At 70.0% G+C, this 25,428-nt stretch carries 22 protein-coding genes and 1 pseudogene; 14 read left to right on the top strand and 9 right to left on the bottom strand.

Annotated features, from left to right (window positions below; translation table 11 throughout):
• Window positions 1-93 precede the first annotated feature (93 nt).
• Entirely contained in the window at window positions 94-1,512 is a 1,419-nt protein-coding gene (locus PGN25_19680; protein ID MEH3119734.1) for a DUF459 domain-containing protein, read from the top strand.
• A 715-nt stretch (window positions 1,513-2,227) separates the two neighbouring features.
• On the opposite strand, the gene PGN25_19675 is transcribed toward PGN25_19680, so the two are convergent.
• From PGN25_19675 to gltB, 4 genes are all read right to left on the bottom strand, one after another.
• Complete coding sequence (locus PGN25_19675) at window positions 2,228-3,661, bottom strand: glutamate synthase subunit beta (protein ID MEH3119733.1); 1,434 nt, start codon at window positions 3,659-3,661, stop codon at window positions 2,228-2,230.
• A gap of 81 nt (window positions 3,662-3,742) precedes the next feature.
• Window positions 3,743-3,988, bottom strand: a complete 246-nt coding sequence (locus tag PGN25_19670) for a BrnA antitoxin family protein (protein MEH3119732.1) — start codon at window positions 3,986-3,988, stop codon at window positions 3,743-3,745.
• 7 nt (window positions 3,989-3,995) lie between these two features.
• A complete protein-coding gene (locus tag PGN25_19665; protein ID MEH3119731.1) occupies window positions 3,996-4,265 on the bottom strand; it encodes a BrnT family toxin in 270 nt (89 codons plus the stop codon).
• Window positions 4,266-4,295: 30 nt separating this feature from the next.
• A complete protein-coding gene (gene gltB / locus PGN25_19660) occupies window positions 4,296-9,026 on the bottom strand; it encodes a glutamate synthase large subunit (GenBank protein ID MEH3119730.1) in 4,731 nt (1,576 codons plus the stop codon).
• A 603-nt stretch (window positions 9,027-9,629) separates the two neighbouring features.
• Here gltB and PGN25_19655 point away from each other — a divergent pair.
• On the top strand, window positions 9,630-10,697 hold the full coding sequence (locus tag PGN25_19655; GenBank protein MEH3119729.1) for a hypothetical protein: 1,068 nt from the start codon (window positions 9,630-9,632) through the stop codon (window positions 10,695-10,697).
• A gap of 137 nt (window positions 10,698-10,834) precedes the next feature.
• On the opposite strand, the gene fdhD is transcribed toward PGN25_19655, so the two are convergent.
• The gene (gene fdhD / locus PGN25_19650) at window positions 10,835-11,764 is read right to left on the bottom strand and encodes a formate dehydrogenase accessory sulfurtransferase FdhD (protein ID MEH3119728.1); all 930 of its coding nucleotides are present in this window, start codon (window positions 11,762-11,764) and stop codon (window positions 10,835-10,837) included.
• Window positions 11,765-12,043: 279 nt separating this feature from the next.
• Between fdhD and coxB the strand changes: the two genes are divergently transcribed.
• From coxB to PGN25_19595, 11 genes are all read left to right on the top strand, one after another.
• Window positions 12,044-12,883, top strand: coding sequence for a cytochrome c oxidase subunit II (coxB, locus tag PGN25_19645; GenBank protein MEH3119727.1), 840 nt, complete (start codon window positions 12,044-12,046; stop codon window positions 12,881-12,883).
• Window positions 12,884-12,964: 81 nt separating this feature from the next.
• The gene (ctaD, locus tag PGN25_19640; protein MEH3119726.1) at window positions 12,965-14,593 is read left to right on the top strand and encodes a cytochrome c oxidase subunit I; all 1,629 of its coding nucleotides are present in this window, start codon (window positions 12,965-12,967) and stop codon (window positions 14,591-14,593) included.
• A 144-nt stretch (window positions 14,594-14,737) separates the two neighbouring features.
• Window positions 14,738-15,691 (top strand): heme o synthase, encoded by a 954-nt coding sequence (locus PGN25_19635; protein ID MEH3119725.1) that lies wholly within the window; start codon window positions 14,738-14,740, stop codon window positions 15,689-15,691.
• 8 nt (window positions 15,692-15,699) lie between these two features.
• Entirely contained in the window at window positions 15,700-15,864 is a 165-nt protein-coding gene (locus PGN25_19630) for a hypothetical protein (GenBank protein MEH3119724.1), read from the top strand.
• Between the two features lie 12 nt (window positions 15,865-15,876).
• Window positions 15,877-16,485: a cytochrome c oxidase assembly protein gene (locus tag PGN25_19625; protein ID MEH3119723.1), complete on the top strand. Its 609-nt coding sequence runs from the start codon at window positions 15,877-15,879 to the stop codon at window positions 16,483-16,485.
• A gap of 148 nt (window positions 16,486-16,633) precedes the next feature.
• Entirely contained in the window at window positions 16,634-17,491 is an 858-nt protein-coding gene (locus tag PGN25_19620; GenBank protein ID MEH3119722.1) for a cytochrome c oxidase subunit 3, read from the top strand.
• Window positions 17,492-17,620: 129 nt separating this feature from the next.
• Window positions 17,621-17,995 carry a DUF983 domain-containing protein gene (locus PGN25_19615; protein ID MEH3119721.1) on the top strand — a complete coding sequence of 125 codons (375 nt, stop codon included), beginning with the start codon at window positions 17,621-17,623 and terminating at the stop codon, window positions 17,993-17,995.
• Entirely contained in the window at window positions 17,995-18,762 is a 768-nt protein-coding gene (locus PGN25_19610; protein ID MEH3119720.1) for an SURF1 family protein, read from the top strand. The genes PGN25_19615 and PGN25_19610 overlap by 1 nt, the downstream gene beginning before the upstream one ends.
• Before the next feature lie 85 nt (window positions 18,763-18,847).
• Window positions 18,848-20,260: a threonine synthase gene (gene thrC / locus PGN25_19605; GenBank protein ID MEH3119719.1), complete on the top strand. Its 1,413-nt coding sequence runs from the start codon at window positions 18,848-18,850 to the stop codon at window positions 20,258-20,260.
• 226 nt (window positions 20,261-20,486) lie between these two features.
• The gene (locus tag PGN25_19600; GenBank protein ID MEH3119718.1) at window positions 20,487-21,782 is read left to right on the top strand and encodes a pitrilysin family protein; all 1,296 of its coding nucleotides are present in this window, start codon (window positions 20,487-20,489) and stop codon (window positions 21,780-21,782) included.
• A 77-nt stretch (window positions 21,783-21,859) separates the two neighbouring features.
• The gene (locus tag PGN25_19595) at window positions 21,860-22,006 is read left to right on the top strand and encodes a hypothetical protein (GenBank protein ID MEH3119717.1); all 147 of its coding nucleotides are present in this window, start codon (window positions 21,860-21,862) and stop codon (window positions 22,004-22,006) included.
• A gap of 224 nt (window positions 22,007-22,230) precedes the next feature.
• On the opposite strand, the pseudogene PGN25_19590 reads toward PGN25_19595, so the two are convergent.
• The 3 genes and pseudogenes from PGN25_19590 to PGN25_19580 form a co-directional block, all read right to left on the bottom strand.
• Window positions 22,231-22,491, bottom strand: a pseudogene (locus PGN25_19590) (Gfo/Idh/MocA family oxidoreductase).
• Between the two features lie 82 nt (window positions 22,492-22,573).
• Window positions 22,574-23,392 carry a phosphatase PAP2 family protein gene (locus PGN25_19585; GenBank protein MEH3119716.1) on the bottom strand — a complete coding sequence of 273 codons (819 nt, stop codon included), beginning with the start codon at window positions 23,390-23,392 and terminating at the stop codon, window positions 22,574-22,576.
• Window positions 23,389-23,907 carry a 2'-5' RNA ligase family protein gene (locus PGN25_19580; protein ID MEH3119715.1) on the bottom strand — a complete coding sequence of 173 codons (519 nt, stop codon included), beginning with the start codon at window positions 23,905-23,907 and terminating at the stop codon, window positions 23,389-23,391. The genes PGN25_19585 and PGN25_19580 overlap by 4 nt, the downstream gene beginning before the upstream one ends.
• A 190-nt stretch (window positions 23,908-24,097) precedes the next feature.
• Between PGN25_19580 and PGN25_19575 the strand changes: the two genes are divergently transcribed.
• Complete coding sequence (locus PGN25_19575; protein ID MEH3119714.1) at window positions 24,098-25,042, top strand: hypothetical protein; 945 nt, start codon at window positions 24,098-24,100, stop codon at window positions 25,040-25,042.
• A gap of 28 nt (window positions 25,043-25,070) precedes the next feature.
• Here PGN25_19575 and PGN25_19570 read toward each other — a convergent pair whose 3' ends face one another.
• The gene (locus PGN25_19570; protein MEH3119713.1) at window positions 25,071-25,397 is read right to left on the bottom strand and encodes a hypothetical protein; all 327 of its coding nucleotides are present in this window, start codon (window positions 25,395-25,397) and stop codon (window positions 25,071-25,073) included.
• Between the last annotated feature and the right edge of the window lie 31 nt (window positions 25,398-25,428).

Raw genomic sequence — 25,428 nt, 5'->3', positions numbered from 1 at the left:
GAGGCACTCTTAGACGCGCCGGCTTCCGCGCGTTATCCTGTCGGACTTCGGATCGGTCTCCCCGGTCCCGCCCCTTCGATCGAGGCTTCGCGCATGCCACGTCGCCCGACCGATCGCGCCGCGTCCCCGCGCCTCCCCGCGATCCTCGGCCTTCTCGTCCTTGCAGCCCTCTGGCTCGCCGTGCCGCAGCCGGCCGCGGCGCAGTGGGGCGACAGCTACGACGCGCCCGCGGCCGATCCCTACTATGCGCCGCCGCCGCGCCGCCGTGCGCGGCAGGGCTATGCCGACGAATATTATGGCCGCGCCCCGCGCCGTGCCGCGCCGCCGCAGGAGGCGCCGCGCCAGTTCTACTGGCCCTGGGAGGACCAGCCGCGGGCCCAGCCGACCCCGCCGCCGCAGCCCTCGCCCGGCTATGCCCGGCCGCAGCGCCCGCGCCCGCCCGCCGCCGCCGGCCGTTCGGACGAGGAGCGCGCCGCGCGCCGCCGCCGGCCGAGCCCGGCGCCGACGGTGGCCCAGCCCAAGGCCAAGGTGCCGAAGGCGACGCCGACGACCCAGATCGCGGTCTTCGGCGACTCGCTCGCGAGCTACCTCGCCAAGGGCATCGACGAGGCGTTCTCCGACAACGCCGAAGTCGCCGTGCTCGACCGCTCGAAGGGCGACAGCGGCCTCGTGCGCAAGGATCTGGTGGATTGGGCGAAAAGCGCCGAGGATTTCCTCAAGGCCACGCCCAACGCCGCCTACGCCCTGATGATGGTCGGCGTGAACGACCGTCAGGCGATCCGCGAGGGCGACCAGAACGTCGAGACGCTCTCCGACAAGTGGCGCGAGATCTACGCCGCCCGGGTCGATGCGGTGGTGAAGGTGTTCGCCGAGCACAAGGTGCCGCTGGTCTGGGTCGGCCTGCCCCCGGTCCGCAGCGAGAGCCTGAGCCGTGACTTCGCGACGATCAACGACCTCGTGCGCGAGCGGGTGCAGCGGGCCGGCCAGTCCTATGCCGAGGTCTGGCAGGGCTTCGTGGACGACCGCAACCGCTTCACCGTGTCGGGACCCGACGTGGACGGCCAGGAGGCGCGGCTGCGCACCTCGGACGGCATCCACTTCACCGCCGCCGGCTCACGCAAGGTCGCCCACTTCGCCGACGTCGAGCTGAAGCGCCTGATGGGGGCGAAGGATGGAATGCCCTCCGAGCAACCCGCCGCCGCGGTCGCGGCCACGCCGAGCGAGGGGAGCGTGGGCCTCGGGGTCGACGATACGGCGGCGATCGACCGCAAGATCACCGCGATGCTGCCGAGCCTGCCCGAGCCGCCGGGCATCCCGAGCCTGCCGGTGAAGCCCGCGGCGGGGCCGGTCCTGCCGCTCGGCCGCACCGAAACCTCGCCCGGCGGCGCGCTGATGACCGGCCGCCCCAACGAGGGCGACACCACCGGCACCCGCGAGCGCAGCCTGCAGCGCGGCGCCGCGCCCCTGCCGCAGCCCGGCCGGGCGGACGACTTTCGCTGGCCGCCGGGCTGATTTTTTCGAGGGCGGCCTGCGGTTCGATCGGCGCTCGGGGACGGCCGATCCGATCGTCGGGATCGGCATCGCGGCTCATGCCTCTCATACCGTTTCCGATTGATCGCTTCGGGTTTCGCCACACGCCGTCATCGCGAGCGGCCGCGAAGCGATCCAGGGCGCGACAGGTCCGGAAAGGGCGTGCCCTGGATGGCCACGGCTTCGCCTCGCAAGGACGGAGGAGAGGCCGAGGTCATCAACCGGAGTCGTATCAGAGTCCGTTTGATCGGCCGACGTGTCTTCGTCAGGCAACGGCAAGGCGAGAGGAAAGCCCTGTTCCCATCCCCACCCTCATCCTGAGGTGCCGCGTGAGCGGCCTCGAAGGGGGCTCCGGATCCCGCGCGATTTCTGGAGCACCCTTCGAGGCCTCCGCTGCGCTCCGGCACCTCAGGATGAGGAACAGCGTCTCGATCGCGCCGACCCGGCACAAAGTCGACGGCTACCCGTGCAACGGTTGCGCCTGGGTCAAGCCGGCGAGCCCGCTGCCGTTCGCGTACTGCGAGAACGGCGTCAAGGCAGTGGCCCGGGAGCTGACGGCGCATTGCTGCACGCCGGATTTCTTCGTCGAGCACACGGTGACCGACCGGACGGCTTCGGCTCCGCCTCGCCGTGACGGAAAGCGGACGGGGCCACCGCCGCCCGGCGATGGCCCCGTGATCGTTCGATGTCGGCCGGCTTACCGCGGCAGCACGGTCGCGCCCATCAGCGCCTCGTCGATCGAGCGGGCGGCCTGCCGGCCCTCGCGGATCGCCCAGACCACCAGGGACTGGCCGCGGCGCATGTCGCCCGCGACGTAGATCTTCGGGTTCGAGGTCCGGTAGTCCCGGTCGTTGGCGGTGACGTTGCCGCGCTTGTCGACGGCCACGCCCGATTCCTCGACCAGGCCCTTCCGCACCGAGCCGGCAAAGCCGATCGCCATGAAGACGAGGTCGGCGGGCAGCACGAACTCGCTGCCCTCGACCGGCTGGCGCCGCTCGTCCACGCGGGCGCAGACCACGCCGGTGAGCTGGCCCTTGCGGTTGCCTTCGAGGCGCAGGGTCGCGGCCTGGAACTCGCGCTCCGCGCCCTCCGCCTGGCTCGACGAGGTGCGCATCTTGGTCGGCCAGTAGGGCCACACCGTCAGCTTGTCCTCCCGCTCCGGCGGGCGCGGGCGGATGTCGAGCTGCGTCACCGACAGAGCGCCCTGGCGGAAGGCGGTGCCGACGCAGTCCGAGGCCGTGTCGCCGCCGCCGATGACGACGACGTTCTTGCCGGCGGCGAGGATCGGCAGTTCGCCGTTGCCCGGCATCGGCTCGGCGCCGACCCGGCGGTTCGACTGCACGAGGTAGGGCATGGCGTAGTGCACGCCGTCGAGATCCTGGCCCGGGAGCTGCGGGTTGCGCGGATCCTCGGCACCGCCGCAGAACAGCACGGCGTCGAACTGGCTCGTCAGCTCGTCGAGCGGCACGTTCACCCCGACGTCGGACTTGTAGTGGAAGACGACGCCCTCGGCTTCCATCTGCTTCACGCGCCGGTCGATGTGGCGCTTCTCCATCTTGAAGTCGGGGATGCCGTAGCGCAGCAGGCCGCCGGCCTTGGGCTCGCGCTCGTAGACGTGCACGTCGTGGCCGACGCGGGCGAGCTGCTGGGCCGCCGCCATCCCGGCCGGGCCGGAGCCGATGACCGCCACGCGCTTGGCCGTACGGGTCGCCGACGGTTCGGGCTTGACCCAGCCCATGTTCCAGGCGCGATCCGCGATCGCCTGCTCGATCGTCTTGATGGCGACCGGCTGGTTTTCGAGGTTGAGCGTGCAGGCCTCCTCGCAGGGTGCGGGGCAGATCCGGCCGGTGAACTCCGGAAAATTGTTGGTGGAGTGGAGGTTGCGCGCGGCCTCCTCCCAGTCCGACTGGTAGACGAGATCGTTCCAGTCCGGGATCTGGTTGTGGACCGGGCAGCCGGTCGGGCCGTGGCAGAACGGGATGCCGCAATCCATGCAGCGCGCCGCCTGTTTGGACAGGTCGTGCTCGTCGAGCGGCAGCGTGAACTCGCGGAAGTGCCGCACGCGGTCGGCGGCGAGCTGATACTTCTGCTCCTGCCGGTCGTATTCGAGGAATCCTGTGACCTTGCCCATCGTGTCCGTCTCTTCGTGACCGCCTCACGACGGTGTTCGGTCCCCGGGCACGCTGCGGCCCACTGATCTCGGTTCGATGACTCAGAGCCGCTCCGGATGCTCGGCCATCCATTCCTTCAGCGCGTCCTCGATCCGGATCTGCCATCCGGGACCGCGAGCGCGGAAGCGTTCCACGATCTCGGTCGGCAGGACGAGCCGTTCGGTCTCGCCGGGACGATGACCGCGCTGGACGAGCTTGCCGGCAATGAGATGATCGGCCCGCTCGAACCACTCGTCATCGAGTTCCGGCGCATCGTCCGGATCCCAGCCGATCTCGTCGGGATGCATCGGCCGATCAGAGTCCGGGGCGGTAGCGCGCTTGCTCTCGCTCATTGGCCTTCCTCATGCTGATGATCCGACAGGCGCCGTCGCGTTCTGTCCAGACGACGACGATCATACGTCCGTCAAGATATCCGACCGTGATCTCCCGTCTCTCTCCGTAATCGCTCCTCGCGTCGACGAACGTGGCGACCGCCGTGGCGAACACCTCAGCGCTTCGGGCGAAATCGAGCCCGCGCCCCAGAAGCGTCCGCTCGCGCTTGGCCGGGTCGAAGGTGATCTCCACCTGTGCCGTCCGCCTTCGACCCGGCCAAGATCATTCCGCCGCCACCGGCATGCGCGCCATCTCCATCTCGCGCAGGGCCCGGCGATACTCGACCGGCATCACCTTGACGAACTTGGTGCGGAAGCCCGCCCAGTCGTCGAGGATCTGCTTGGCCTTCGGCGAGCCGGTGTACTTCAGGTGGTTGGTGAGGAGCTGGCTGAGCCGCTCCTCGTCGTGGCCCGACATGTCCGCGAGGATGTCGACCCGGCCCTTGGTCTCGAGGTCGCCGTCCTGGTGGAAGCGGCGCATGACGTCGTCCTCCTCCTCCACCGGCTCCAGATCGACCATCGACAGGTTGCAGCGGTCGCGGAACGAGCCGTCCTCGTCGAGCACGTAGGCGATGCCGCCGGACATGCCCGCCGCGAAGTTGCGGCCCGTCACGCCGATCGAGACCACGACGCCGCCGGTCATGTACTCGCAGCCGTGGTCGCCCATGCCCTCGACCACGGTGATGGCGCCGGAATTGCGCACGGCGAAGCGCTCGCCCGCCGCACCGCGGATGTAGCACTCGCCCGCGATCGCCCCGTAGAGCACGGTGTTGCCGGCCATGATCGTGCGGGCGGGGGGGGCCTTCAGCGCCGCGCTCGGCCGGATGATCAGCTTGCCGCCCGACAGGCCCTTGCCGACGTAGTCGTTGCCGTGGCCGGTGAGATCCAGGGTCACGCCCGCGGCGAGCCACGCGCCGAAGCTCTGGCCGGCGGTGCCGTTGAGCCGCACCACGATGGTGTCGTCGGGCAGGCCGTCATGGCCGTGGCGCTTGGCCACCGCGCCCGAGAGCATGGCGCCCGCGGCGCGATCCGAGTTGCGGATCACGTCGGTGAGGGTCACCGGCTCGCCGGCCTCGATGGCGCTCTCGGCGCCCGCGATCAGGCGGCGGTCGAGCACCGTGTCGATCGGGTGGTGCTGCGTCTCGACATGGCGGATCGCCACCTCCGGGCCGACCTCGGGCCGGTGGAACAACCTCGAAAAATCGAGGCCCCGGGCCTTCCAGTGCGCGATCGCCTCGTGCTTGTCGAGGAAGTCGGAACGGCCGATCAGGTCTTCGAGCCGGGTGAAGCCCATCGACGCCATCATCTCCCGCAGCTCTTCGGCCACGAAGAAGAAGTAGTTGACGACGTGCTCGGGCGTCCCCTTGAAGCGCTTCCTCAGCACCGGGTCCTGGGTGGCGACCCCCACGGGGCAGGTGTTGAGATGGCACTTGCGCATCATGATGCAGCCGGCCGCGATCAGCGGCGCGGTCGAGAAGCCGATCTGGTCGGCACCGAGCAGCACCGCGATCATCACGTCCTTGCCGGTGCGGATGCCGCCGTCGGCCTGGAGCGCGACGCGGCCGCGCAGGCCGTTCATCACCAGCGTCTGCTGCGTCTCGGCGAGCCCCGTCTCCCAGGGGCCGCCGGCGTGCTTGATCGAGGTGAGCGGCGCCGCGCCGGTGCCGCCGTCGAAGCCGGAGATCGTGATGTGGTCGGCGCGCGCCTTGGCGACGCCCGCCGCGACCGTGCCGACGCCGACCTCGGAGACGAGTTTTACGGAGATGTCAGCCGCGGGATTGACGTTCTTGAGATCGAAGATGAGCTGGGCCAGATCCTCGATCGAGTAGATGTCGTGGTGCGGCGGCGGCGAGATCAGGCCGACGCCCGGGGTGGCGTAGCGGACCTTGGCGATCTTGGCGTCGACCTTGTGGCCGGGCAACTGGCCGCCCTCGCCGGGCTTGGCGCCCTGCGCGACCTTGATCTGGACCATGTCGCCGTTGACGAGGTACTCGGTCGTGACGCCGAAGCGGCCCGAGGCGACCTGCTTGATGGCGGAACGGCGCGAGCGCCCGTCCGGCCCGGGAACGAAGCGGCGCGGCTCCTCGCCGCCCTCGCCCGAGTTCGAGCGGCCGCCGAAGGAGTTCATCGCGATGGCGAGCGTCTCGTGCGCCTCCTTCGAGATGGAGCCGTAGGACATCGCGCCCGTGGCGAAGCGCCTGACGATCTCGGAGGCCGGCTCGACCGCCGCGACGTCGATGGGCTCGCGGCCGAGATCGGCGGCGGTCTTGATCCGGAACAGGCCGCGCAGGGTCTTGAGGTGGTTCTCCTGCTCGTTCACCAGCCGGGCGTATTCGCGGTAGCGCTCGGCCGCGCCGAGGCGCACCGCGTGCTGCAGCGTCGCCACGGTGTCGGGCGTCCAGGTGTGGGTCTCGCCGCGGAGCCGATAGGCGTACTCGCCGCCGACATCCAGCGCGCTGCGGTAGATCGGGGCGTCGCCGAAGGCATCCTGATGGCGCAGCGCCGTCTCCTGGGCGACCTCGGCCATGCCGATGCCCTCGACCGTGGTCGCCGTGCCGAAGAAGTCCTTGGCCACGAAGTCGGAGTTCAGGCCGATCGCGTCGAAGATCTGCGCGCCGCAATAGGACTGGTAGGTCGAGATGCCCATCTTGGACATGACCTTGAGCAGGCCCTTGTCGATCGACTTGATGTAGCGGTAGACGATCTCGTCGTCGGTGAGGTCCGGCGGGAACTCGTCCTTCATCGAAACAAGCGTCTCGAAGGCGAGGTAGGGGTTCACGGCCTCGGCGCCGTAGCCGGCGAGGCAGGCGAAGTGATGCACCTCGCGCGGCTCGCCCGACTCGACCACGAGGCCGACCGAGGTGCGAAGCCCCTTGCGGATCAGGTAGTTGTGCACGGCCGCGGTCGCGAGCAGCGCCGGGATCGGGATGCGGTCCGGCCCGACCATGCGGTCGGACAGGATGATGATGTTGTAGCCGCCGCGCACCGCGACCTCGGCCCGGTCGCACAGGCGGTCGAGGGCACCCTCCATCGCCGCGGCGCCGGATTCGGCGGCGTAGGTGATGTCGAGCGTCTTGGTGTCGAAGCGGTCCTCGAAGTGCGAGATCGACCGGATCTTCTCGAGGTCGCCGTTGGTCAGGATCGGCTGGCGCACCTCCAGGCGCTTGCGCCGGGACGCGCCTTCCATGTCCAGGAGATTCGGGCGCGGGCCGATGAACGAGACGAGGCTCATCACGGCCTCCTCGCGGATCGGATCGATCGGCGGGTTCGTCACCTGCGCGAAGTTCTGCTTGAAGTAGGTGTAGAGCAGCTTCGGCTTGTCGGAGAGCGCCGAGAGCGGCGTGTCCGAGCCCATCGAGCCGACCGCCTCCTGGCCGGTCACGGCCATGGGGGCCATGAGCAGCTTGAGGTCTTCCTGGGTGTAGCCGAAGGCCTGCTGGCGATCGAGCAGGGACACGTCCGTGCGCGAGGCCCGCGGGCTGATCGGGTGCAGCTCCTCCAGCACGATCTGGGTGTTCCTGACCCACTCGGCATAGGGGTGCGCGCCAGCCAGCTCGCCCTTGATCTCCTCGTCGGAGACGATGCGGCCCCTCGTCAGGTCGATCAGCAGCATCCGGCCCGGCTGCAGGCGCCAGGACTGGACGATCTTCTCGTCGGGGATCGGCAGCACGCCCATCTCGGAGGCGAGCACGACGAGGCCGTCGTCGGTGACGATGTAGCGGGCGGGCCTGAGGCCGTTGCGGTCGAGGGTGGCGCCGATCTGGCGCCCGTCGGTGAAGGCGACGGCGGCCGGGCCGTCCCACGGCTCCATCAGCGCGGCGTGATACTCGTAGAAGGCGCGCCGCTCCTCGCCCATCAGCGGGTTGCCGGCCCAGGCCTCGGGAATGAGCATCATCATCGCGTGGGCGAGCGAGTAGCCGCCGGCCACGAGGAATTCGAGGGCGTTGTCGAAGCAGGCGGTGTCGGACTGGCCCTCGTAGGAGATCGGCCAGATCTTCGAGATGTCGTTGCCGAACAGCTCCGAATCGACGCTGGCCTGGCGCGCGGCCATCCAGTTCACGTTGCCGCGCAGCGTGTTGATCTCGCCGTTATGCGCGACCATCCGGTAGGGGTGCGACAGGCGCCAGGTCGGGAAGGTGTTCGTCGCGAAGCGCTGGTGGACGAGCGCCAGCGCCGAGACGTAGCGCGGGTCCTTCAGGTCGAGATAGTAGTGGCCGAGCTGGTGCACGAGCACCATGCCCTTGTAGACGATGGTCCGGCTCGACACCGAGACGGGGTAGAACGCCTTCGCCCGCTCGTCTTCGAGGCCGTAGACCTTGTTCGAGATCACCTTGCGGGCGATGTAGACGCGCCGCTCGAAGGCGTCCTGGTCGGACACGCTGGCCGGGCAGCCGATGAACACCTGCCGGTGGTGCGGCTCGGTCTCCTTCACCGCCTTGCCGAGGTCGGCCGAATCGACCGGCACGTCGCGCCAGCCGAGCAGCAGCAGGCCCTCGTCGGCCAGCGTCTTCTCGACGATCGTCTCGATGGCGGCGCGGGCGTCCGCGTCCTTCGGCAGGAAGAGCTGGCCGATGGCGTACCGGCCGGCGGGCGGCAGCTCGAAGCCGAGGCGCGAGCATTCCTCGCTGAAGAAACCGTGCGGGATCTGGGTGAGGATGCCGCAGCCGTCGCCCATGGTCGGGTCGGCACCGACCGCGCCGCGGTGATCGATGTTCTCGAGGATCTTGAGACCCTGCTCGACGATGGCGTGGCTGCGACGGTCGTGCATGTCGGCGACGAAGCCGACGCCGCAGGCATCGCGCTCGTGGGCCGGATCGTAGGCGCCTTGCGCCCGCGGCAGGGCGGGGTCGCGCAGGATCAGCGGCGTGGCCCCGGCCCGCGAGGGCGCCCGCGACGGGGCGGCGGTCTCGCCGTTCACGACCGGCACCGACAGTTCAGACGGGATCTCACGCATCGTCCGCATCTCCGACCCTGCCCGCACGCGAGCATGTTTCGTGCCCGCGCACCTTGGGTGCCCGGGCCGCAGCCTTCCTGGTACCGAGTCGGGTGGGGTCGGGTTCTTCCTGCCGGAATCGCCCGCCGACCCGCGGGCTGAAGCCCGGCTCGCTCAGCCGGCGCTCGCCCGGATCGCCTTGACGGTCACCGGTTTTTCAGCGCGTTCGGACGTCACGTCGATCACGTGATGAATCCCCACAGCTCGCCCGACGGCCAAGCGCGACAAATGGGACAGTCTTGCTGTCCTATAGGCGGACGTTGCCAGATTTCATTCATTCCAGCAAGGGGCCGACCGGGCCCGGCGCCGGCCTTTTGAACAGGCCCTGGATTCACGCAACGCATCCGTGCCCTCGGCGGCCGGGCCGTCGCGACGGCGGCGGGCTCTTCGGAGGATCCTGGCCGAATTCGCGAGGTCCGCAATCTCGCCCCAATCGATCGTTTAGAAATCGTTGCCGGCACGGAGGGAATGCGGGGATCGCGTCTGCCGTGACGCCGGGGGACTCGCGGACAACAGCGAGCCCCCGGGGCCTGTTTTTGCAAGAGTTCGGGTTCGAGAGGTCCTATGGCTTCGAGCCGTCACGCCCCCGGTCATGCCGCGCGAGCGGCGCTGCGCCGCAGCCTCGGGCACGGTCTCGTCGCCGTGCTTCTGACGGGAGCCGGCATTCAGGCCGCTGCCGCCCAAGGCTTCCACCGCGAAGTCTACGGCCCGCCGCGGACCGTCGACTTCGAGGATGACGGCCCGTTGCCGCCGCGCGAGGTGGTCGAGGGCCTGCAGGACCGCGGCTTCACCGAGATCGGCCGTCCCCGCTACGACGGACGAACCTACCGCGTCGAGGCGACGAGCCCGCGCGGCCTGCGCATCCGGCTCGTGGTCGATGCCCGCGAGGGCGACATCATCGGACGCGAGCCGCTCGGCGGCGCCTATTATCCGGCCGAACGGGTTCGCCCGGCGGCGCCCGGCTACGGCTGGACCGAGGACGACATGCGCCCCCGCCGCCCGCTGCGCGAGGCCGAGCGCATCGTGCCGCCCGCCGACATCCCCTCCGTCCCGGCCCTCCGCCCGGCCCTCCGCCCGGCCCTCCGCCCAGCCCTCCGCAACGCGCCCCCGGGCGAGGTGCGCGACGCCGCCCGAGCCCCGTCGGCCCAGCGGGTGGCGCCGGCCGCGCGGCCCGACCCCAATCCGCTCGGCGTCAATCCCGATGCCGCTTCGCGCTCCGAGGCGCCGCGGCGCGCGGCCCGGACCGCGCCGTCGCCGAAACTGCCGTCCCAGGCGCGCATCGCCCCGCCCGCGCCCGAGCCGAGCCTGCGGCCGGGACGATCCGGATCGGAGGCGATGACGCCGGCGGCCAAGTCGGACGCCGAACCCGACACGCGTCAGGAGGCCAAGGCGGTCGAGCCGAAGACCGAGGGGGCCATGGTCGAGACCGGCCGGACCGAGCCGGCGCGGGACGCGGCCAGGGAAACAGCGAAGGAAACGCCGAAGGAGCCTGCGAAGACCGCCGATTCGACACCCGCGCCGGCCGCGAAGAAGGGCTGGCAGGACCCCCCGGCCGACGGCAGCCGCAAGGTGCGCGTGATCGGTGGGGCGACGGTGGTCCCCGGCGGCAGCGGCGAGGCCGGCGCCAACTGAGAGCCTGCTTGAGCGGCCGACGTGTCTTCGTCAGGCCACGGCAAGGCGAGAGAAAAGCCCTGCTCCCCTCCCCACCCTCATCCCGAGGGGCGAGATGGGATCACCGCCGTCGAACGGGCTCTGAAGACTCCGACCTGTCAGACCCGGGCCGGAATGGCGGCTCGGCCGCCCTCCCCGGCCAGCAGCAAGCGCTCGCGGCCGGAGAACACGGTGAGCGTGTCGGAGCGGGCGATGGCGCAGAGCGTCATGTCATGGCAGCGCGCCCGCTCGATGGCGAGGGACGTCGGGGCGGAGATCGCCACCAGCACCGAGGCGCCCAAGGTCGCCGCCTTCTCCGCCATCTCGAACGAGCAGCGGCTGGTGATGACGAGGAAGCCCTCGTCCGGCCGGGTGCCGTCGCGCAGCAGCGCGCCGATGCACTTGTCCAGTGCGTTGTGGCGGCCGACATCCTCGCGCACGGCCGTGAGCGTGCCGTCGAGCCGGGCCCAGCCGGCGGCGTGCACCGCCCGGGTCTCACGGTTGAGCGCCTGACGGTCGGACAGGGCGGCGAGGGCCGCCTCGATCGCCGTGAGCGTCACCCGCGGGCCCTTCAGCGGCCCCGTGCCGGAGCGGGTCTTGGCGGTCGGAAGTGCGGACAGGTCGTCGATGCCGCAGACCCCGCAGCCGGTGCGGCCGCTGATCGCGCGCTTGCGGGCGAGGTGCTCGCGCAGGCGCCCCGGGGCGAGATCGACCAGCAGCCGCAGGCCGCCCTCGCCCGGCTCCACCGCGACGCCGCGGATCTCGTCGGGCGTCTCGATCACGCCCTCGGTCAGGCTGAAGCCGTAGGCGAAGTCTTCGAGATCGGCGGGCGTCAGCATCATCACGGCGTAGGGTACGCTGCCGTAGACGACGTTGACCGGCATCTCGACGGCGAGCGCCCGGGAATCGGGCCGCGCCTCGGCCGCGTCGTAGGCGACGACGAGCGTTCCGATCCGCACCGCCGTGGCCGGCCCCCTTTCCGGGCCGTCATCCTCAGATTCCTGTCGGGGGTCTTGCCCGAGTCGGGGATCTTGCCCGAAGAGCCGCATCCGCAATCTCCGAAACCGGCCCGGACGAAGCAAAAGCCTCGCCGCACGAGGCCCATCCCGCGTCCACGCAACCCTTCATGCGACGCTTGGCAACGTTGTTGCGGTTGCGGTTTTACGATCAGTATGGTTCTACGTCGCGACCGCCCATCCGGCAGCGACACGGTCAAGCCGGAATTCGGCAAGACCCGCGAAAGGGCCGGGCAGCACCCTGGATTTGCGACGCCCGTCGGCGAATTCAAGGGCGAACAAACCATAGCACCAGGGGAGCCAAGCGGGGACATGCGGACGACGCAGGCGCAACATCGGTCATCGTGGGGGCTCGCCGCGCTCGGCGCTCTCCTCGGCCCGTCCTCCTCCGCTCTCGCGGCCGGCATCGGCCAGCCCGAGCCGTGGCAGATGGACCGTCAGGTTCCGGTCACGGCCGAGGCCGCCGACCTCCATCTCTTCGAGAACGGCCTGCACTGGCTGGCCTTCGGCATCTCGGTGTTCGTTCTCGTCCTGATCCTCTGCTGCATCTTCAAGTTCAACGAGAAGGCGAACCCGGTTCCGTCCCGGACCACGCACAACACGATGATCGAGGTGGCCTGGACCATCATCCCGGTCCTCATCCTCGTGGCGGTGGCGATTCCCTCCTTCCGCACCCTGCGCACGCAGCTCTCCGATCCGAAGGCCGACGTGCTGGTCAAGGTGATCGGGCACGCCTGGTACTGGTCGTACGAGTACCCGGCCGAGGGCGACAAGGGCGGCTTCACCTTCGACGCCAACGTCGACGAGGAGCAGCAGCCGAAGCTGCTCGCCACCGACAACGACATGGTCGTGCCGGTGGGCAAGATCGTGAAGGTGCAGGTCACCTCCGGCGACGTGATCCACTCCTGGGCGATCCCCTCCTTCGGCGGCAAGATCGATGCGATCCCCGGCCGCCTGAACCAGTGGTGGTTCAAGGCCGACCGCGAGGGCACCTATCACGGCCAGTGCTCCGAGCTGTGCGGCGCCCGGCACGCCTACATGCCGATCACCGTGCGCGTGGTGAGCGAGCAGGCCTATGCCGAGTGGCTGACCGAGGCGAAGACCAAGTACGCCGCGACCGACAACGGCGCGCGCCTCGCGGACGCCCGCTGAACCCTTCACCGGGCCGGGGCCGCGCCCCGGCCGGACCTCCCTTCGCCAGAGGCGACAGACATCTGATTAAGGCAAGGATCGATGGCCACCGCCACAGCACATGCCGGGCATGACGCCCACCACGACCACAAGCCCTCGTTCTTCTCCCGCTGGTTCCTCTCGACGAACCACAAGGACATCGGCACGCTCTACCTGATCTTCGCCTTCATGGCGGGCATCATCGGCGCGTTCCTGTCCTTCGGCATCCGCATGGAGATGGAGGAGCCGGGGCTCCAGTACTTCTCCAACCCGGCGACCTACAACGTGTTCGTCACCGGCCACGGCCTCATCATGGTGTTCTTCATGGTGATGCCGGCCCTGATCGGCGGCTTCGGCAACTGGTTCGTCCCGCTGATGATCGGCGCGCCGGACATGGCCTTCCCGCGGATGAACAACATCTCGTTCTGGCTGATGGTGTCGGGCTTCGCCTGCCTCGTCTGCTCGCTGTTCGTCGAGGGTTCCCCCGGCGCCAGCGGCGCGGGCACCGGCTGGACCGTCTACCCGCCGCTCTCCTCCTCGGCCGGCCATCCCGGCCCGGCGGTCGACTTCGCGATCTTCTCGCTCCACCTCGCGGGCGCGGGCTCGATCCTCGGCGCGATCAACTTCATCACCACCATCCTCAACATGCGCGCGCCCGGCATGACGCTGCACAAGATGCCGCTGTTCGCCTGGGCCGAGCTGGTGACCGCCTTCCTGCTGCTGCTGTCGCTCCCGGTGCTCGCCGGCGCGATCACGATGCTGCTGACCGACCGCAACTTCGGCACCACCTTCTTCGCCCCCGAGGGCGGCGGCGACCCGGTGCTCTACCAGCACCTGTTCTGGTTCTTCGGCCACCCCGAAGTGTACGTGATGATCCTGCCGGCCTTCGGCATCGTCTCCCACATCATCGCCACCTTCTCGCGCAAGCCCGTCTTCGGCTACCTCGCCATGGCCTATGCCATGGTCGCCATCGGCGTCGTCGGCTTCGTCGTGTGGGCCCACCACATGTACACCGTCGGCCTGTCGCTCCAGACACAGTCCTACTTCGTCTTCGCGACCATGGTGATCGCGGTCCCGACCGGCGTGAAGATCTTCTCGTGGATCGCGACGATGTGGGGCGGCTCGATCCGCTTCACCGCGGCGATGCACTGGGCGGTCGGCTTCATCTTCCTGTTCACGGTCGGCGGCGTCACCGGCGTCGTGCTCGCGAACTCGGCGGTCGATAAGTACCTGCACGACACCTACTACGTGGTGGCGCACTTCCACTACGTGCTCTCGCTCGGTGCCGTGTTCATCATCTTCGCCGGTATCTACTACTGGTTCCCGAAGATGACCGGCCACGTCATCCCGGAATGGGCGGGCAAGCTGCACTTCTGGCTGGCCTTCATCGGCGCGAACGTCCTGTTCTTCCCGATGCACTTCCTCGGTCTCGCCGGCATGCCGCGCCGCTACGCCGACTACCCGGAGGCCTTCGCCCCCTGGCACAAGGTCGCGACGCTGGGGGGGCACGTCTTCGCCCTGAGCATGATCGTGTTCGTGATCGGCATCGTGCTGGCCTTCCGCTCCAAGACCCGCGCCGCGGACAATCCGTGGGGCGAGGGTGCCACCACCCTGGAATGGACCCTCTCCTCGCCGCCGCCCTTCCACCAGTTCGAGACGCTCCCCGAGATCGTCGACGAGCCGGCCCATTAAAAGGCGGTCGAAAGCTAGGATCGCGAGGACCGCCCCGGCGGTCCTCGCTCTTTCCCGGAGGCCTCCCCGAGACCTCCCGCAAAGGGCGGCGCCCGCCAACGGCGCGATCCGAAACGTCAGAACAAGCGTCAGATCACGGTTCCCATGACGAGCCTGTCGAACAGCCTCAGCGCCGACGCCGGCACCGCGTCGCTCTCCGCCGCCGCGGGCGGCGAGGTTTCCGACTTCTTCGCCCTGCTCAAGCCGCGGGTGATGGTGCTCGTGATCTTCACCGCGCTCGTCGGCATGGTGGTCTCGCACGCCGCCGTGAACCCGGTGGTCGCCGCGATCTCGCTCCTGATGATCGCGGTCGGGGCCGGCGCCTCGGGCTGCCTCAACATGTGGTGGGACGCCGACATCGACGCGCTGATGACCCGCACCGCCAAGCGGCCGATCCCCGACGGGCGCATCCGCCCCGACGAGGCGCTCGCCTTCGGCATCGTCCTCTCGGTCGGCTCGGTCCTGATCCTGGGGCTCGCCTCGAACTGGCTCGCCGCCGGGCTCCTCGCCTTCACCATCGTGTTCTACGCCGTGATCTACTCGATGTGGCTGAAGCGGGCGACCGCGCAGAACATCGTCATCGGCGGCGCGGCCGGCGCCCTTCCCCCGGTGGTGGGGCAGGCGGCGGTGACCGGCCATGTCGGCATCGAGTCGCTGGTGCTGTTCGCGATCATCTTCGTCTGGACGCCGCCGCATTTCTGGGCGCTGGCGCTCGTCAAGAGCGGCGAGTACGCCCGCGCCGGCATCCCGATGATGCCCAACGTCGCCGGTCCCGATTCCACCCGCCGCCAGATCGTCTGGTACTCTCTGCTGCTGGCCCCGCTGGCCCTCGTGCCGGTCTGGCTCGGCTTCGGCGGCTGGCTCTACGCCGTCGTCGGCGTGCTCGGTGGCCTCGGGATGCTCGCGGGCGCGGTGCAGGTGTTCCGGCTGCGCGAGGGCGAGCCCGAGCGCAAGGCGGCGATGGGCCTGTTCGCCTTCTCGATCCTCTACCTGTTCCTGCTCTTCTCGGCGCTGCTCGCCGAGCAGGGGCTCGGACTGTTCCGCGCGGTCGCGGCGTGAGGTCCGCCATGTCCGATCTCCCGGAAGGTGTGCGTCCGCTGACGCCGGAGGAGGCCAGGGCCCGGCGCAAGCGCTCGGTCGCCATCGCCCTGACGCTCGGCGCCCTGGTGCTGCTGTTCTTCGTGCTGACGATCGCCAAGCTCGGGCCGCAGGTCCTGCAGCGGCCGCTCTGAGGGCGTGAACCGATGACGGATGCGAGGCAGAGGCGGGGACAGGCGGCGCGCGGGGCGCGCCGGACGGTGCTCGCCTGCGCCGCCGTGGTGCTCGGCATGGGCGGCCTCGCCGCCGCCTCGGCCCCGCTCTACTCCCTGTTCTGCAAGGCGACCGGCTACAACGGCACGCCGCTCGTCGGGGCCGCGCCGGCCGCGTCCGGAGCCGAGGCCTCGGCTCCGGTGAAGGTCCGCTTCGACACCAACGTCTCGAAGAACCTGACCTGGCGCTTCCGGCCCGAACAGGCGAGCGTCGAGGCCGTCCCGGGCCGGACGGCGACCGTGTTCTTCAAGGTGACGAATACCGGCACCGCGCCGTCCACCGGCATCGCGGTGTTCAACGTGCAGCCGGACCTGATGGGCAGCTACTTCGTCAAGGTGCAGTGCTTCTGCTTCGACGAGCACACGCTGCAACCGGGCGAATCGGCCGAGTTCCCTCTGGTGTTCTACGTCGATCCCGGCCTGCGCGAGGATCCGGACATCGGAGACCTCTCGGAGATGACGCTGTCCTACACCTACTATCCCTCGAAGAACGGTACGCCGGTGGCGGATGCGGGCAAGTCCCGCTCCGCGACCGATTTTTGAGGGGTCGAGCGGCGGTTCGAAGCGTGACAATGGCGCGAGCGCCGCAGTAGAGGTCTTTCAAACCGAGGTCCGGCCGAACCGGACCTCCAAGGCAACAGGGCCCGGCCGTCAGGCGGCGATGGGCAGGGGCTGAGGGAGTACAGTTGCGATGGCCGGGGCGCACGCCAAGAACCACGACTACCACATCATCAATCCGAGCCCGTGGCCCCTGCTGGGTGCGTTCTCCGGGTTCCTGATGGCCTTCGGCGCCGTCTTCTGGATGAAGGGCCTGTCCGCCGGCGGCCTCGCCATCGGCCCCTACGTGTTCGGCGCCGGCACGCTGGGCGTGCTCTACACCATGCTGTCGTGGTGGAAGGACGTCGCCCACGAGGCGAATTCCGGCGACCACACCCGCGTGGTCCAGCTCCACCACCGCTACGGCATGATCATGTTCATCGCCTCCGAGGTGATGTTCTTCGTGGCGTGGTTCTGGGCCTATTTCGAGGCGGCCCTCTACACCGCCGACCCGATCCAGGCCCAGCGCGTCGAGTTCACCGGCGGCGTCTGGCCGCCCAAGGGCATCGAGGCGTTCGACCCCTGGCACCTGCCGCTGCTCAACACGCTGATCCTGCTCACCTCGGGCACCACCGTGACCTGGGCCCACCACGCCCTGCTGCACGGCGACCGCAAGGGCCTGAAGATGGGCCTGTGGCTCACCATCGTCCTCGGCGTGCTGTTCACCGCCTGCCAAGCCTACGAGTACGCCCACGCCCATTTCGGCTTCGCCGGCTCGATCTACTCCTCGACCTTCTTCATGGCGACGGGCTTCCACGGCGCCCACGTCATCATCGGCACGATCTTCCTCGCCGTCTGCCTGCTGCGCGCCTACGCGGGCGACTTCACCCCGAAGCAGCACCTCGGCTTCGAATTCGCCGCCTGGTACTGGCACTTCGTCGACGTGGTGTGGCTGTTCCTGTTCGCCGCCATCTACGTGTGGGGCGCGGGCGCCGGCGGCGCGGCCCACTGAGGCCGTAGCGCCCTCCACCGGGCCGTCCTGCACCGACGGCACCCCTGAAGGGCGGCGCGAGCCGCCCTTTTTCGCGTGCGCCATCGAAGCCGGTCGCCCATACCCGGCTGTGAGCGAGGAGCGGAACCCGTGAACCGAACCGCCACCAATCCGCCGCCGCCCCCGATCCCGACGGGTCTGCGCGGGCGCTGCCCGGCCTGCGGCGAGGGCCACCTGTTCCGCGGCTTCCTCGCCGTCAGGCCGGCCTGCGAGGTCTGCGGCCAGGACTTCTCCGCCTTCGATTCGGCGGACGGACCGGCCTTCTTCGTGATGTCGATCGTCGGATTCGTCGTGGTCGGCGTGGCGCTCTGGATGGAGTTCGCCTACGAGCCGCCGGTCTGGGTGCACGCGCTGGTCGCGGGCACCCTCGCCGTGGGCCTGAGCCTGCTGCTGGTGCGCCCGCTCAAAGGGGTGCTGGCGGCGGTCCAATTCGCCAACAAGGCCGAGCAGGGACGCTTCCGATAGTGGCCGAACCGTCTTCGAGCGAGCGCGGCGCGCGCCTGCGCAGCCTGTGGGCGCCGGGCCTCGCCACCCTCGTCTGCCTCGCGATCCTGCTCGGGCTCGGCACGTGGCAGCTCGTCCGCAAGGGCGAGAAGGAGGCGCTGATCGCCCGGATCGTCGAGCGCTCGCGGGCGGAGCCGCCGGCCTCCCCGCCCCCGTTCGACGCCTGGGACGCCAGCGCCGACGAGTTCCGCCGCGTGCGGGTGCGGGGCCTCTTCCTCCACGACAAGGAGACGCTGGTGCACGGGCTGGCCCCGGGCGAGCCCGGCCGGGCGCTCCAGGGTTTTTACGTGCTCACGCCCCTGAAGCGGGACGACGGCACGACGATCCTGATCAACCGCGGCTTCGTGCCGACCGAGCTGAAACGGCCCGAGGATCGCGCCGCCGGACAGGTCGCGGGCGAGACGACGGTCACCGGCATGCTGCGGGCGAGCGAGACCCGAGGACTGTTCGTGCCGGAATCCGACCCGAAGCGCGACGCGTGGTTCACCCGCGACATCCCCGGCATCGCGGCCGCGCGGGATCTGGCGAACGTCGCCCCCTACCTGATCGAGGCGGACGCGACGGCCAACCCCGGCGGCTGGCCGCGCGGCGGACAGCTTCGGGTCGATCTGCCCAACAACCACCTGCAATACGCCTTCACGTGGTTCGGCATCGCCGCCTGCCTGATCGGCGTGTTTTCCGTTTTCGCGTGGCGGCGGTTGCATGATCCGGCGGAGCCGAAAGTTTGATGCCGCGTCGGCCGGAAACCTGACCGGCCCCGCTTCGACACGGCCGAATCGATCGTGTAGAGGGGGCGCCTTCCCGGAGGCCTCCTTGCTGCACGTCTCGACCCGCGGCGCCGCCGCGCCCTTGAGCTTTTCCGATGCGCTGCTCGCGGGCCTCGCCCGCGACGGCGGCCTCTACGTGCCCGAGAGCTGGCCGCAACTCGGCCGCGACGCGATCGCGGGTTTCGCCGGCCTGCGCTACGCCGAGGTCGCCAAGCGCGTGCTGCGCCCGCTCATCGACGGCGAGATCCCGGACGAGGCCCTCGACGGCATGATCGAGGCCGCCTACGCGACCTTCCGCCATCCGGCGATCTGCCCGCTGACGCAGATCGACGACAACCTGTTCCTGATGGAGCTGTTTCACGGGCCGACGCTGGCGTTCAAGGACGTGGCGATGCAGCTCCTCGGGCGGCTGATGGATCACGTGCTGCGGGGCAAGGGCGCGCGCGCCACCATCGTCGGCGCCACCTCGGGCGATACGGGAAGCGCGGCGGTCGAGGCCTTCAAGGGACTCGATCAGGTCGACGTGTTCATCCTGTTTCCGCACGGCCGGGTGTCGGAGGTGCAGCGGCGGCAGATGACCACGGTCAACGCGCCGAACGTCCACGCGCTGGCGATCGACGGCCATTTCGACGATTGCCAGAACCTCGTGAAGGCGATGTTCCAGCACGGCGACTTTGCCGACGCGGTCAAGCTGTCGGGCGTCAACTCGATCAACTGGGCCCGCGTGGCCGCGCAGACCGTCTATTATTTCACGAGCGCGGTCGCCCTCGGCGCCCCGTACCGAAAGGTGTCGTTCGCGGTGCCGACCGGCAATTTCGGCGACATCCTCGCCGGCTGGGTCGCCAAGCGGATGGGCCTGCCGATCGAGCGGCTGATGATCGGCACCAACGCCAACGACATCCTGGCACGCACCCTGGAGCACGGCGCCTACGAGCCCCGCGGCGTGCAGCCGACCACCTCGCCCTCGATGGACATCCAGATCTCGTCCAACTTCGAGCGGCTGCTGTTCGAGGCGCTCGACCGCGACGCCTCGGCGCTCGGCCGCCTGATGGCGGGCCTGAAGCAGTCGGGCGGCTTCGCGCTCGGCCCCGAGGTTCTGGCGAGCGTGCGCGAAGAATTCGACGCGGCGGCCGTGCGCGAGCCGGACGTGGCGGACGAGATCGCCGGCACCTACCGCAAGGCCGGCCTCGTGCTCGATCCCCACAGCGCCATCGGCGTGCGCGCCGGCCGCAAGCTCTTGGAAAAGGATCCGGCGACGCCGGTGGTGGCGCTCGCCACCGCGCATCCCGCAAAATTCCCGGACGCGGTCTCGCAGGCGACCGGCGGCGGCCGGCCGGTTCTGCCGCCCCACCTCGCCGACCTGATGACCCGGCCCGAGACGGTGGCGAACCTCGCCAACGATCAGGCGACGATCGAGCGCTACATCACGGAGCATGCCCGCATCACGCGCGGCGACTGACAGACCGATCGAGCGATGACATCCAGCCCATCCCCCTCTCATCCTGAGGTGCCGCGCAGCGGCCTCGAAGGATCCTCCAGATCCCGCGCGATCCCTGGAGGATCCTTCGAGGCTCCGCTTCGCTGCGCACCTCAGGATGAGGATCGGGGCGGGAGACCGGATTGACCGGCGACCAGTCTGCTTCCGACAGATGCGGTGAGCCGAGCCGAACAGGCACTGAGACCGAATGAACCAGCATTTCTCGACCTTCGGCGCCTCGCCGGGCCTCACCGTCAGCCGGCTCGACAACGGGCTGACCGTCGCCACCGAGACGATCCCCGGCGTGGCCACGGCCACCCTCGGCGTCTGGGTCGGAGCGGGCTCGCGGCACGAGCGGCCGGACGAGCATGGTCTGAGCCACCTCATCGAGCACATGGCCTTCAAGGGCACGGCGACGCGCTCCGCGCGAAAGATCGCCGAGGACATCGAGAATGTCGGCGGCGAGATCAACGCCGCCACCAGCACCGAGAGCACGAGCTACACCGCCCGGGTGCTCGGCGAGGATGCGGGCGTGGCGCTCGACGTGCTCGGCGACATCCTGACCCGCTCGGTCTTCGATGCCGGCGAACTCGCCCGCGAGAAGGGCGTGATCCTCCAAGAGTACGCGGCCGTCGAGGATACGCCCGACGACGTGGTCTACGACGCCTTCATCGAGACGGCCTTCCCCGACCAGCCGATCGGCCGGCCGATCCTGGGCCGGCCCGAGACCATCGACAGCTTCGACCGCGCGGCGATCGAGGCCTACATCGCCCGCGAATACGTGCCCGAGCGCATGGTGCTCGCCGCCGCCGGCGCGGTGGAGCATGCCGAGATCGTCGCGGCGGCCGAGCGCCATTTCGGCGGCCTGAAACCCGTCGAGGCGCCCCCGGTCGTGGCGGGTGTCTACGGCGGCGGCGAGCGGCGGATGCAGAAGCGGCTCGAACAGGCCAACCTCGTGCTCGGCCTGCCCGGCCTGTCGTTCCGCGACGAGGGTTACTACGCGCTGCACCTGTTCTCCCAGGTGCTCGGCGGCGGCCTGACCTCGCGGCTCTGGCACGAGGTGCGCGAGATCCGCGGCCTCGCCTACGACATCCAGGCCTTCCACTGGCCGTTCAGCGATTGCGGCCTGTTCGGCATCGGTGCCGGCACCTCGGGCGCGGATCTCGCCGAACTCGTCGAGGTCACCATCGCCACCACCCGCGAGGCGGCGGAGCGCCTCGACGCGGCCGAACTCGCCCGCGCCAAGGCGCAGCTCAAGCTCTCCCTGCTCACCGCCCTGGAGACGCCGGGCGGGCGCATCGAGCGCAATGCCCGCCAGCTTCTCGCCTGGGGCCGGGTGATCCCGCCGCAGGAGCTGATCGCCAAGGTCGATGCGGTCGAGGTCGAGCAGGTGCGCGCCGCCGGCCGCGCCCTGTTGCAGGGGGCGCCGACGCTCGCCGCGATCGGTCCGGTGAAAGGGTTGCCGCCGCTGCCCCGCATCGCGTCGGCACTTCAGGCCGCCTGACCGCGCTCTACTTCGAGGCGTGAAGCCCGACGCCCGAAGGGGCGTCGGCAGCCCGTTGAGTAACAAAAAATCCCGCCATGAACCCCGTCGCCGTCGCGACCATGCTTGGAATTGCCCTCGGCTTCTTCGGTCTGCTCGCCTACGCGCTGAGCGTGGGCGAGGCGTGGCTGCTCGCCGTCCTCGCCGTCCTCGCCGTCGGGGTGTTCGTGCGGTGGGGGGAGTGAGGAGGCGCCATACCGCCTCGCTCGACTTCCGTCGCGGTATCCGGATTGCTTCGCCTGACGGCTCGCAAGGACGGTGTGAGGCTCTCTCTGCCGTCATTGCGAGGCGAAGCCGAAGCAATCCAGGGCGCCGTCCTTTCCGGAAGAGTCGCGCTGCCGGATCGCTTCGCTGTCGCTCGTAACGACGGGGGAGCCGTTCGTTGCGATCGTACGCCCGGCGACTTCCCCTCTTCCAGCACCGGCCCGCGGGTGGCGTCGGGCCCCTCTCCCGTCCCGGCGAGCGGTCCGACCTTGACCGGATTGCCGGTGCGGGCGGCCTCGTAGATCGCCTCCATCAGGATCATGTCCTGCAAGCCCTCCTCGCCCGGCGTGCGCGGCCGCCGGTCCTTGAGGATGCATTCGGCCATGTGGTCGAGTTCGAGCGCGAACTGGTTCTTGTGCGTCAACGTCGGCTCGTCGCGCTGGACGTGGCTGCCCTCGCGGTGGGCGATGCCGTGACAGCCAGATGTCGTCGCTCATGGATCACCTTTTGGGGTGACCTGAGGCCCGGGAACAAAGAGCCGCAACGCATCAGCCCGGCGGCAGGGTTCCTTTGTCCTGGCCCGGGCCGGTCGAGGCGGGCGTCGGATCGGGATCCTCGACCTCGCCCCGGCGCTGAAGCTGGAGGGCGACGAACCAGCACAGGGCCGCCCAGGCAGCGCCGACGCACCAGCCCGCCACCACGTCGCTCGGCCAGTGCACGCCGAGATAGACCCGGCTGATCCCGACCGCGATCGTCATGGCGATGCCGATCGCCAGCAGAAGCGCCTTGACCCGGCGGCGGCGCTCGACCCGGGCGAGCAGGGTCGCGAGGGTGAGATAGGCGATCGCCGACATCATCGCGTGGCCCGAGGGAAAGCTCGCCGTGAACACCTCCATCCCGTGCGGCACGAGGTCGGGCCGCGGGCGGTGGTAGAACAGCTTCAATACCGTCGAGACCGCCTCGCCGCCGCCGACCGCGGCGAGCAGGAACACCGCCACCCGCCGCCGGTCCGACAGGGCGAGGTAGGCCGCGGCGGCGAGCGTGAGGAACACGATCGTCACCACGCTGCCCCAGCCGGTGACGTCGCGCATCGCCTCCTCCAGCCAGGGCGCTCCGATCGGATCGGAAAGATCGGCCGGATTGCGTAGGGAGAGCAGGATCTTGCGGTCGAGCGTCGCGGTCGAGCCCGCGCCGACCTCGTGGGCCAGGGCGAAGAAGCCGTAGCCGAGGACGCTGACGGCCAGCAGCGAGACCAGCGGCCCGACCTCGTTGAGGTGGAGCCGCAGCCACACCGCCGACGAGCCGCGCCAGAGGGCGGTGCCGCCCGAGCGGGCGAAGCCGGGCAGCCGGGACGGGGACCGGTTCATGCCGCGCCCCCGAAGGCGATGGTCGAGACCCGTTCCCAAGGTCCGCCGCGATAGCGCCACAGCAGCAGGCCGGGCGCGCGGAAGCGCGAGGGGGCGAACGCTTCCGCGAGTGCGGCGTGGAGCGCGCGGGCGGTCTCCGGCGCGACCTTGTTCTGCACCGTGACGTGCGGGCGCCAGCCCTGCCTGTCCTGGGCCGTGAGATGGTCGCGGAAGGCCGCCGCCACCCGCCCGCGGAAGGCGGACAGCGCTTCCGATTCGAGGGCGTAGGCGACGCCGCGCCCGGTGAAGCGCACGCCGGTCACCGCGACCGCCGGCGGACCCTGCGTGCGGGCGAGCGCCGTCACCGTCTCGGTCACGCCCTCCGCGTCCTCCCCCGGCAGGTGGTGGAACAGCGTCGCGTGAGCGGGGACGTGGTTCAGCGCCTGCGGAAACTGCCGCCGCCTCAGGCCGTCGAAGGTGGCGAAGGCGGCCTCGTCCATCTGCAGCGTCAGAATCAGCGGATCGGGCTCGGGCAACGCTGGGCACTTTCTCGATCGCGGCCGGTCACCCGGCGAGGTCCGAGCAAGATGGCGCGGCAGGTCGGCGTATCTAGAAGCATCGTCTTTTTCCGAAAGCGGGAGGTCACCTTTCGGGACGATGCTCTGGCGTTTCGCCTGTGGCGCGCCCGCGCTGTTCAGGGGGCGTCGTCCCGTCTAGGAAGCTGCGATGGCCCGCAGGAACAGAGAGCTCATCCACCGGGGACGCGACGGGTGGCTGTTCCTGATCGGCGGCACCAACGGCGTGCTCGGCCAGTATCGCCGCTCGCTCGCCGGCTGGTGGCATCTGCGCCGCTGGGCCCGGCTGATCGAGGCGCGTGCCGCCCGGGCCGGGGCGCTCGGCATCCGTTACGTCCACACCGTCGTGCCGGAGAAGCTCTCGGTCTACGACGACCGCACCCTCGACCTCGCCTACGACCCCCGCCTGTCGCCGGCGCGGCGGCTGGCCCGGCGCCTCGACCGGATGGGCGGCTTCGTCGATCTCGTCGCCGCCTTGCGCGCCGCCCGCGACGGGGCGGAACCGCTCTACCGCCGCACCGATTCGCACTGGACCTACGACGGCTGCCTGATCGGCTACCGCGCCCTGCTGCGGGCCTGCGGCGCGGTGCCTCCGCCCGACATCGCCGAGCGTCCGCGCTTCGAGACCGACGGCTTATGGGATCTCGGCGACAAGCTGGCCGAGCGTCCGCGCGAGACGGTGACGAACTGGGCGGTGCAGCGCGACGCGGCCCGCTCCTACGCCAGCCCCCTGGTCGAATCCTACGAGGCGGCGGGGCGGGCCGGCGACCTGCATGTCGGCGCCCACGTGATCTACCGGAACCCCTCGCCCCGGGCCGACCCGCGCACCCTGGTGCTGTTCGGGGATTCCTACGCGCATTTCGCGCCGATCATGCTGACGGGCCTGCTCGCGGAATCGTTTCGCGAGATGCACTTCGTCTGGTCGTCGAGCCTCGACTGGTCCTATGTCGAGCGGGTGCGCCCCGACATCCTGATGTTCGAGATGGCCGAGCGCTTCCTCGTCCGCCTGCCCGGCGACGATTTCGACGTGTCCGCCCACGAGACGCCGGAAATGGAGAAGCCGGCGCGTCGGGCGGAGACGGCGCCCCTGGTCTGAGGCGCCGGCCTCCTCTCCGATCCCGACATCAGCGGGAGCAGACCCGCTGCCGGGCCGGACCGCCGCCGCCGGCCTGATAGCTCTTGGCGTGGCCGATCGAGCCGGTCATGTCCTGGGTCGGATTGCCGCCGCCGCGCTTCACCACGATGTCGCAGTAGCCCGACGGGCCGCCGACGGTGAGCGGGAACGGTCCGAGACCTCCGTTGACGACGCGCGGCGGGGCCGGCGGCACAACCTGCGACGGCAGCGCACTCCAGCTTCCGTTCTTCTGACGCGCCGTCTGCGAGGCGGCGGGCGTCACGGTCGTCGCGAGAGCCAGCAGGAGGATCGACGTGTATGACGCGAAACGCAGCATGATGTGCTCCTCTCGTGTTCATTGTCGCCCA

It is taken from the genome of Methylorubrum populi (genome assembly GCA_036946625.1).
Classification (GTDB): domain Bacteria; phylum Pseudomonadota; class Alphaproteobacteria; order Rhizobiales; family Beijerinckiaceae; genus Methylobacterium; species Methylobacterium populi_C.
The sequence above is the reverse complement of the archived record's forward strand: the minus strand, read 5'-3'. Positions and strand labels throughout refer to the sequence as shown.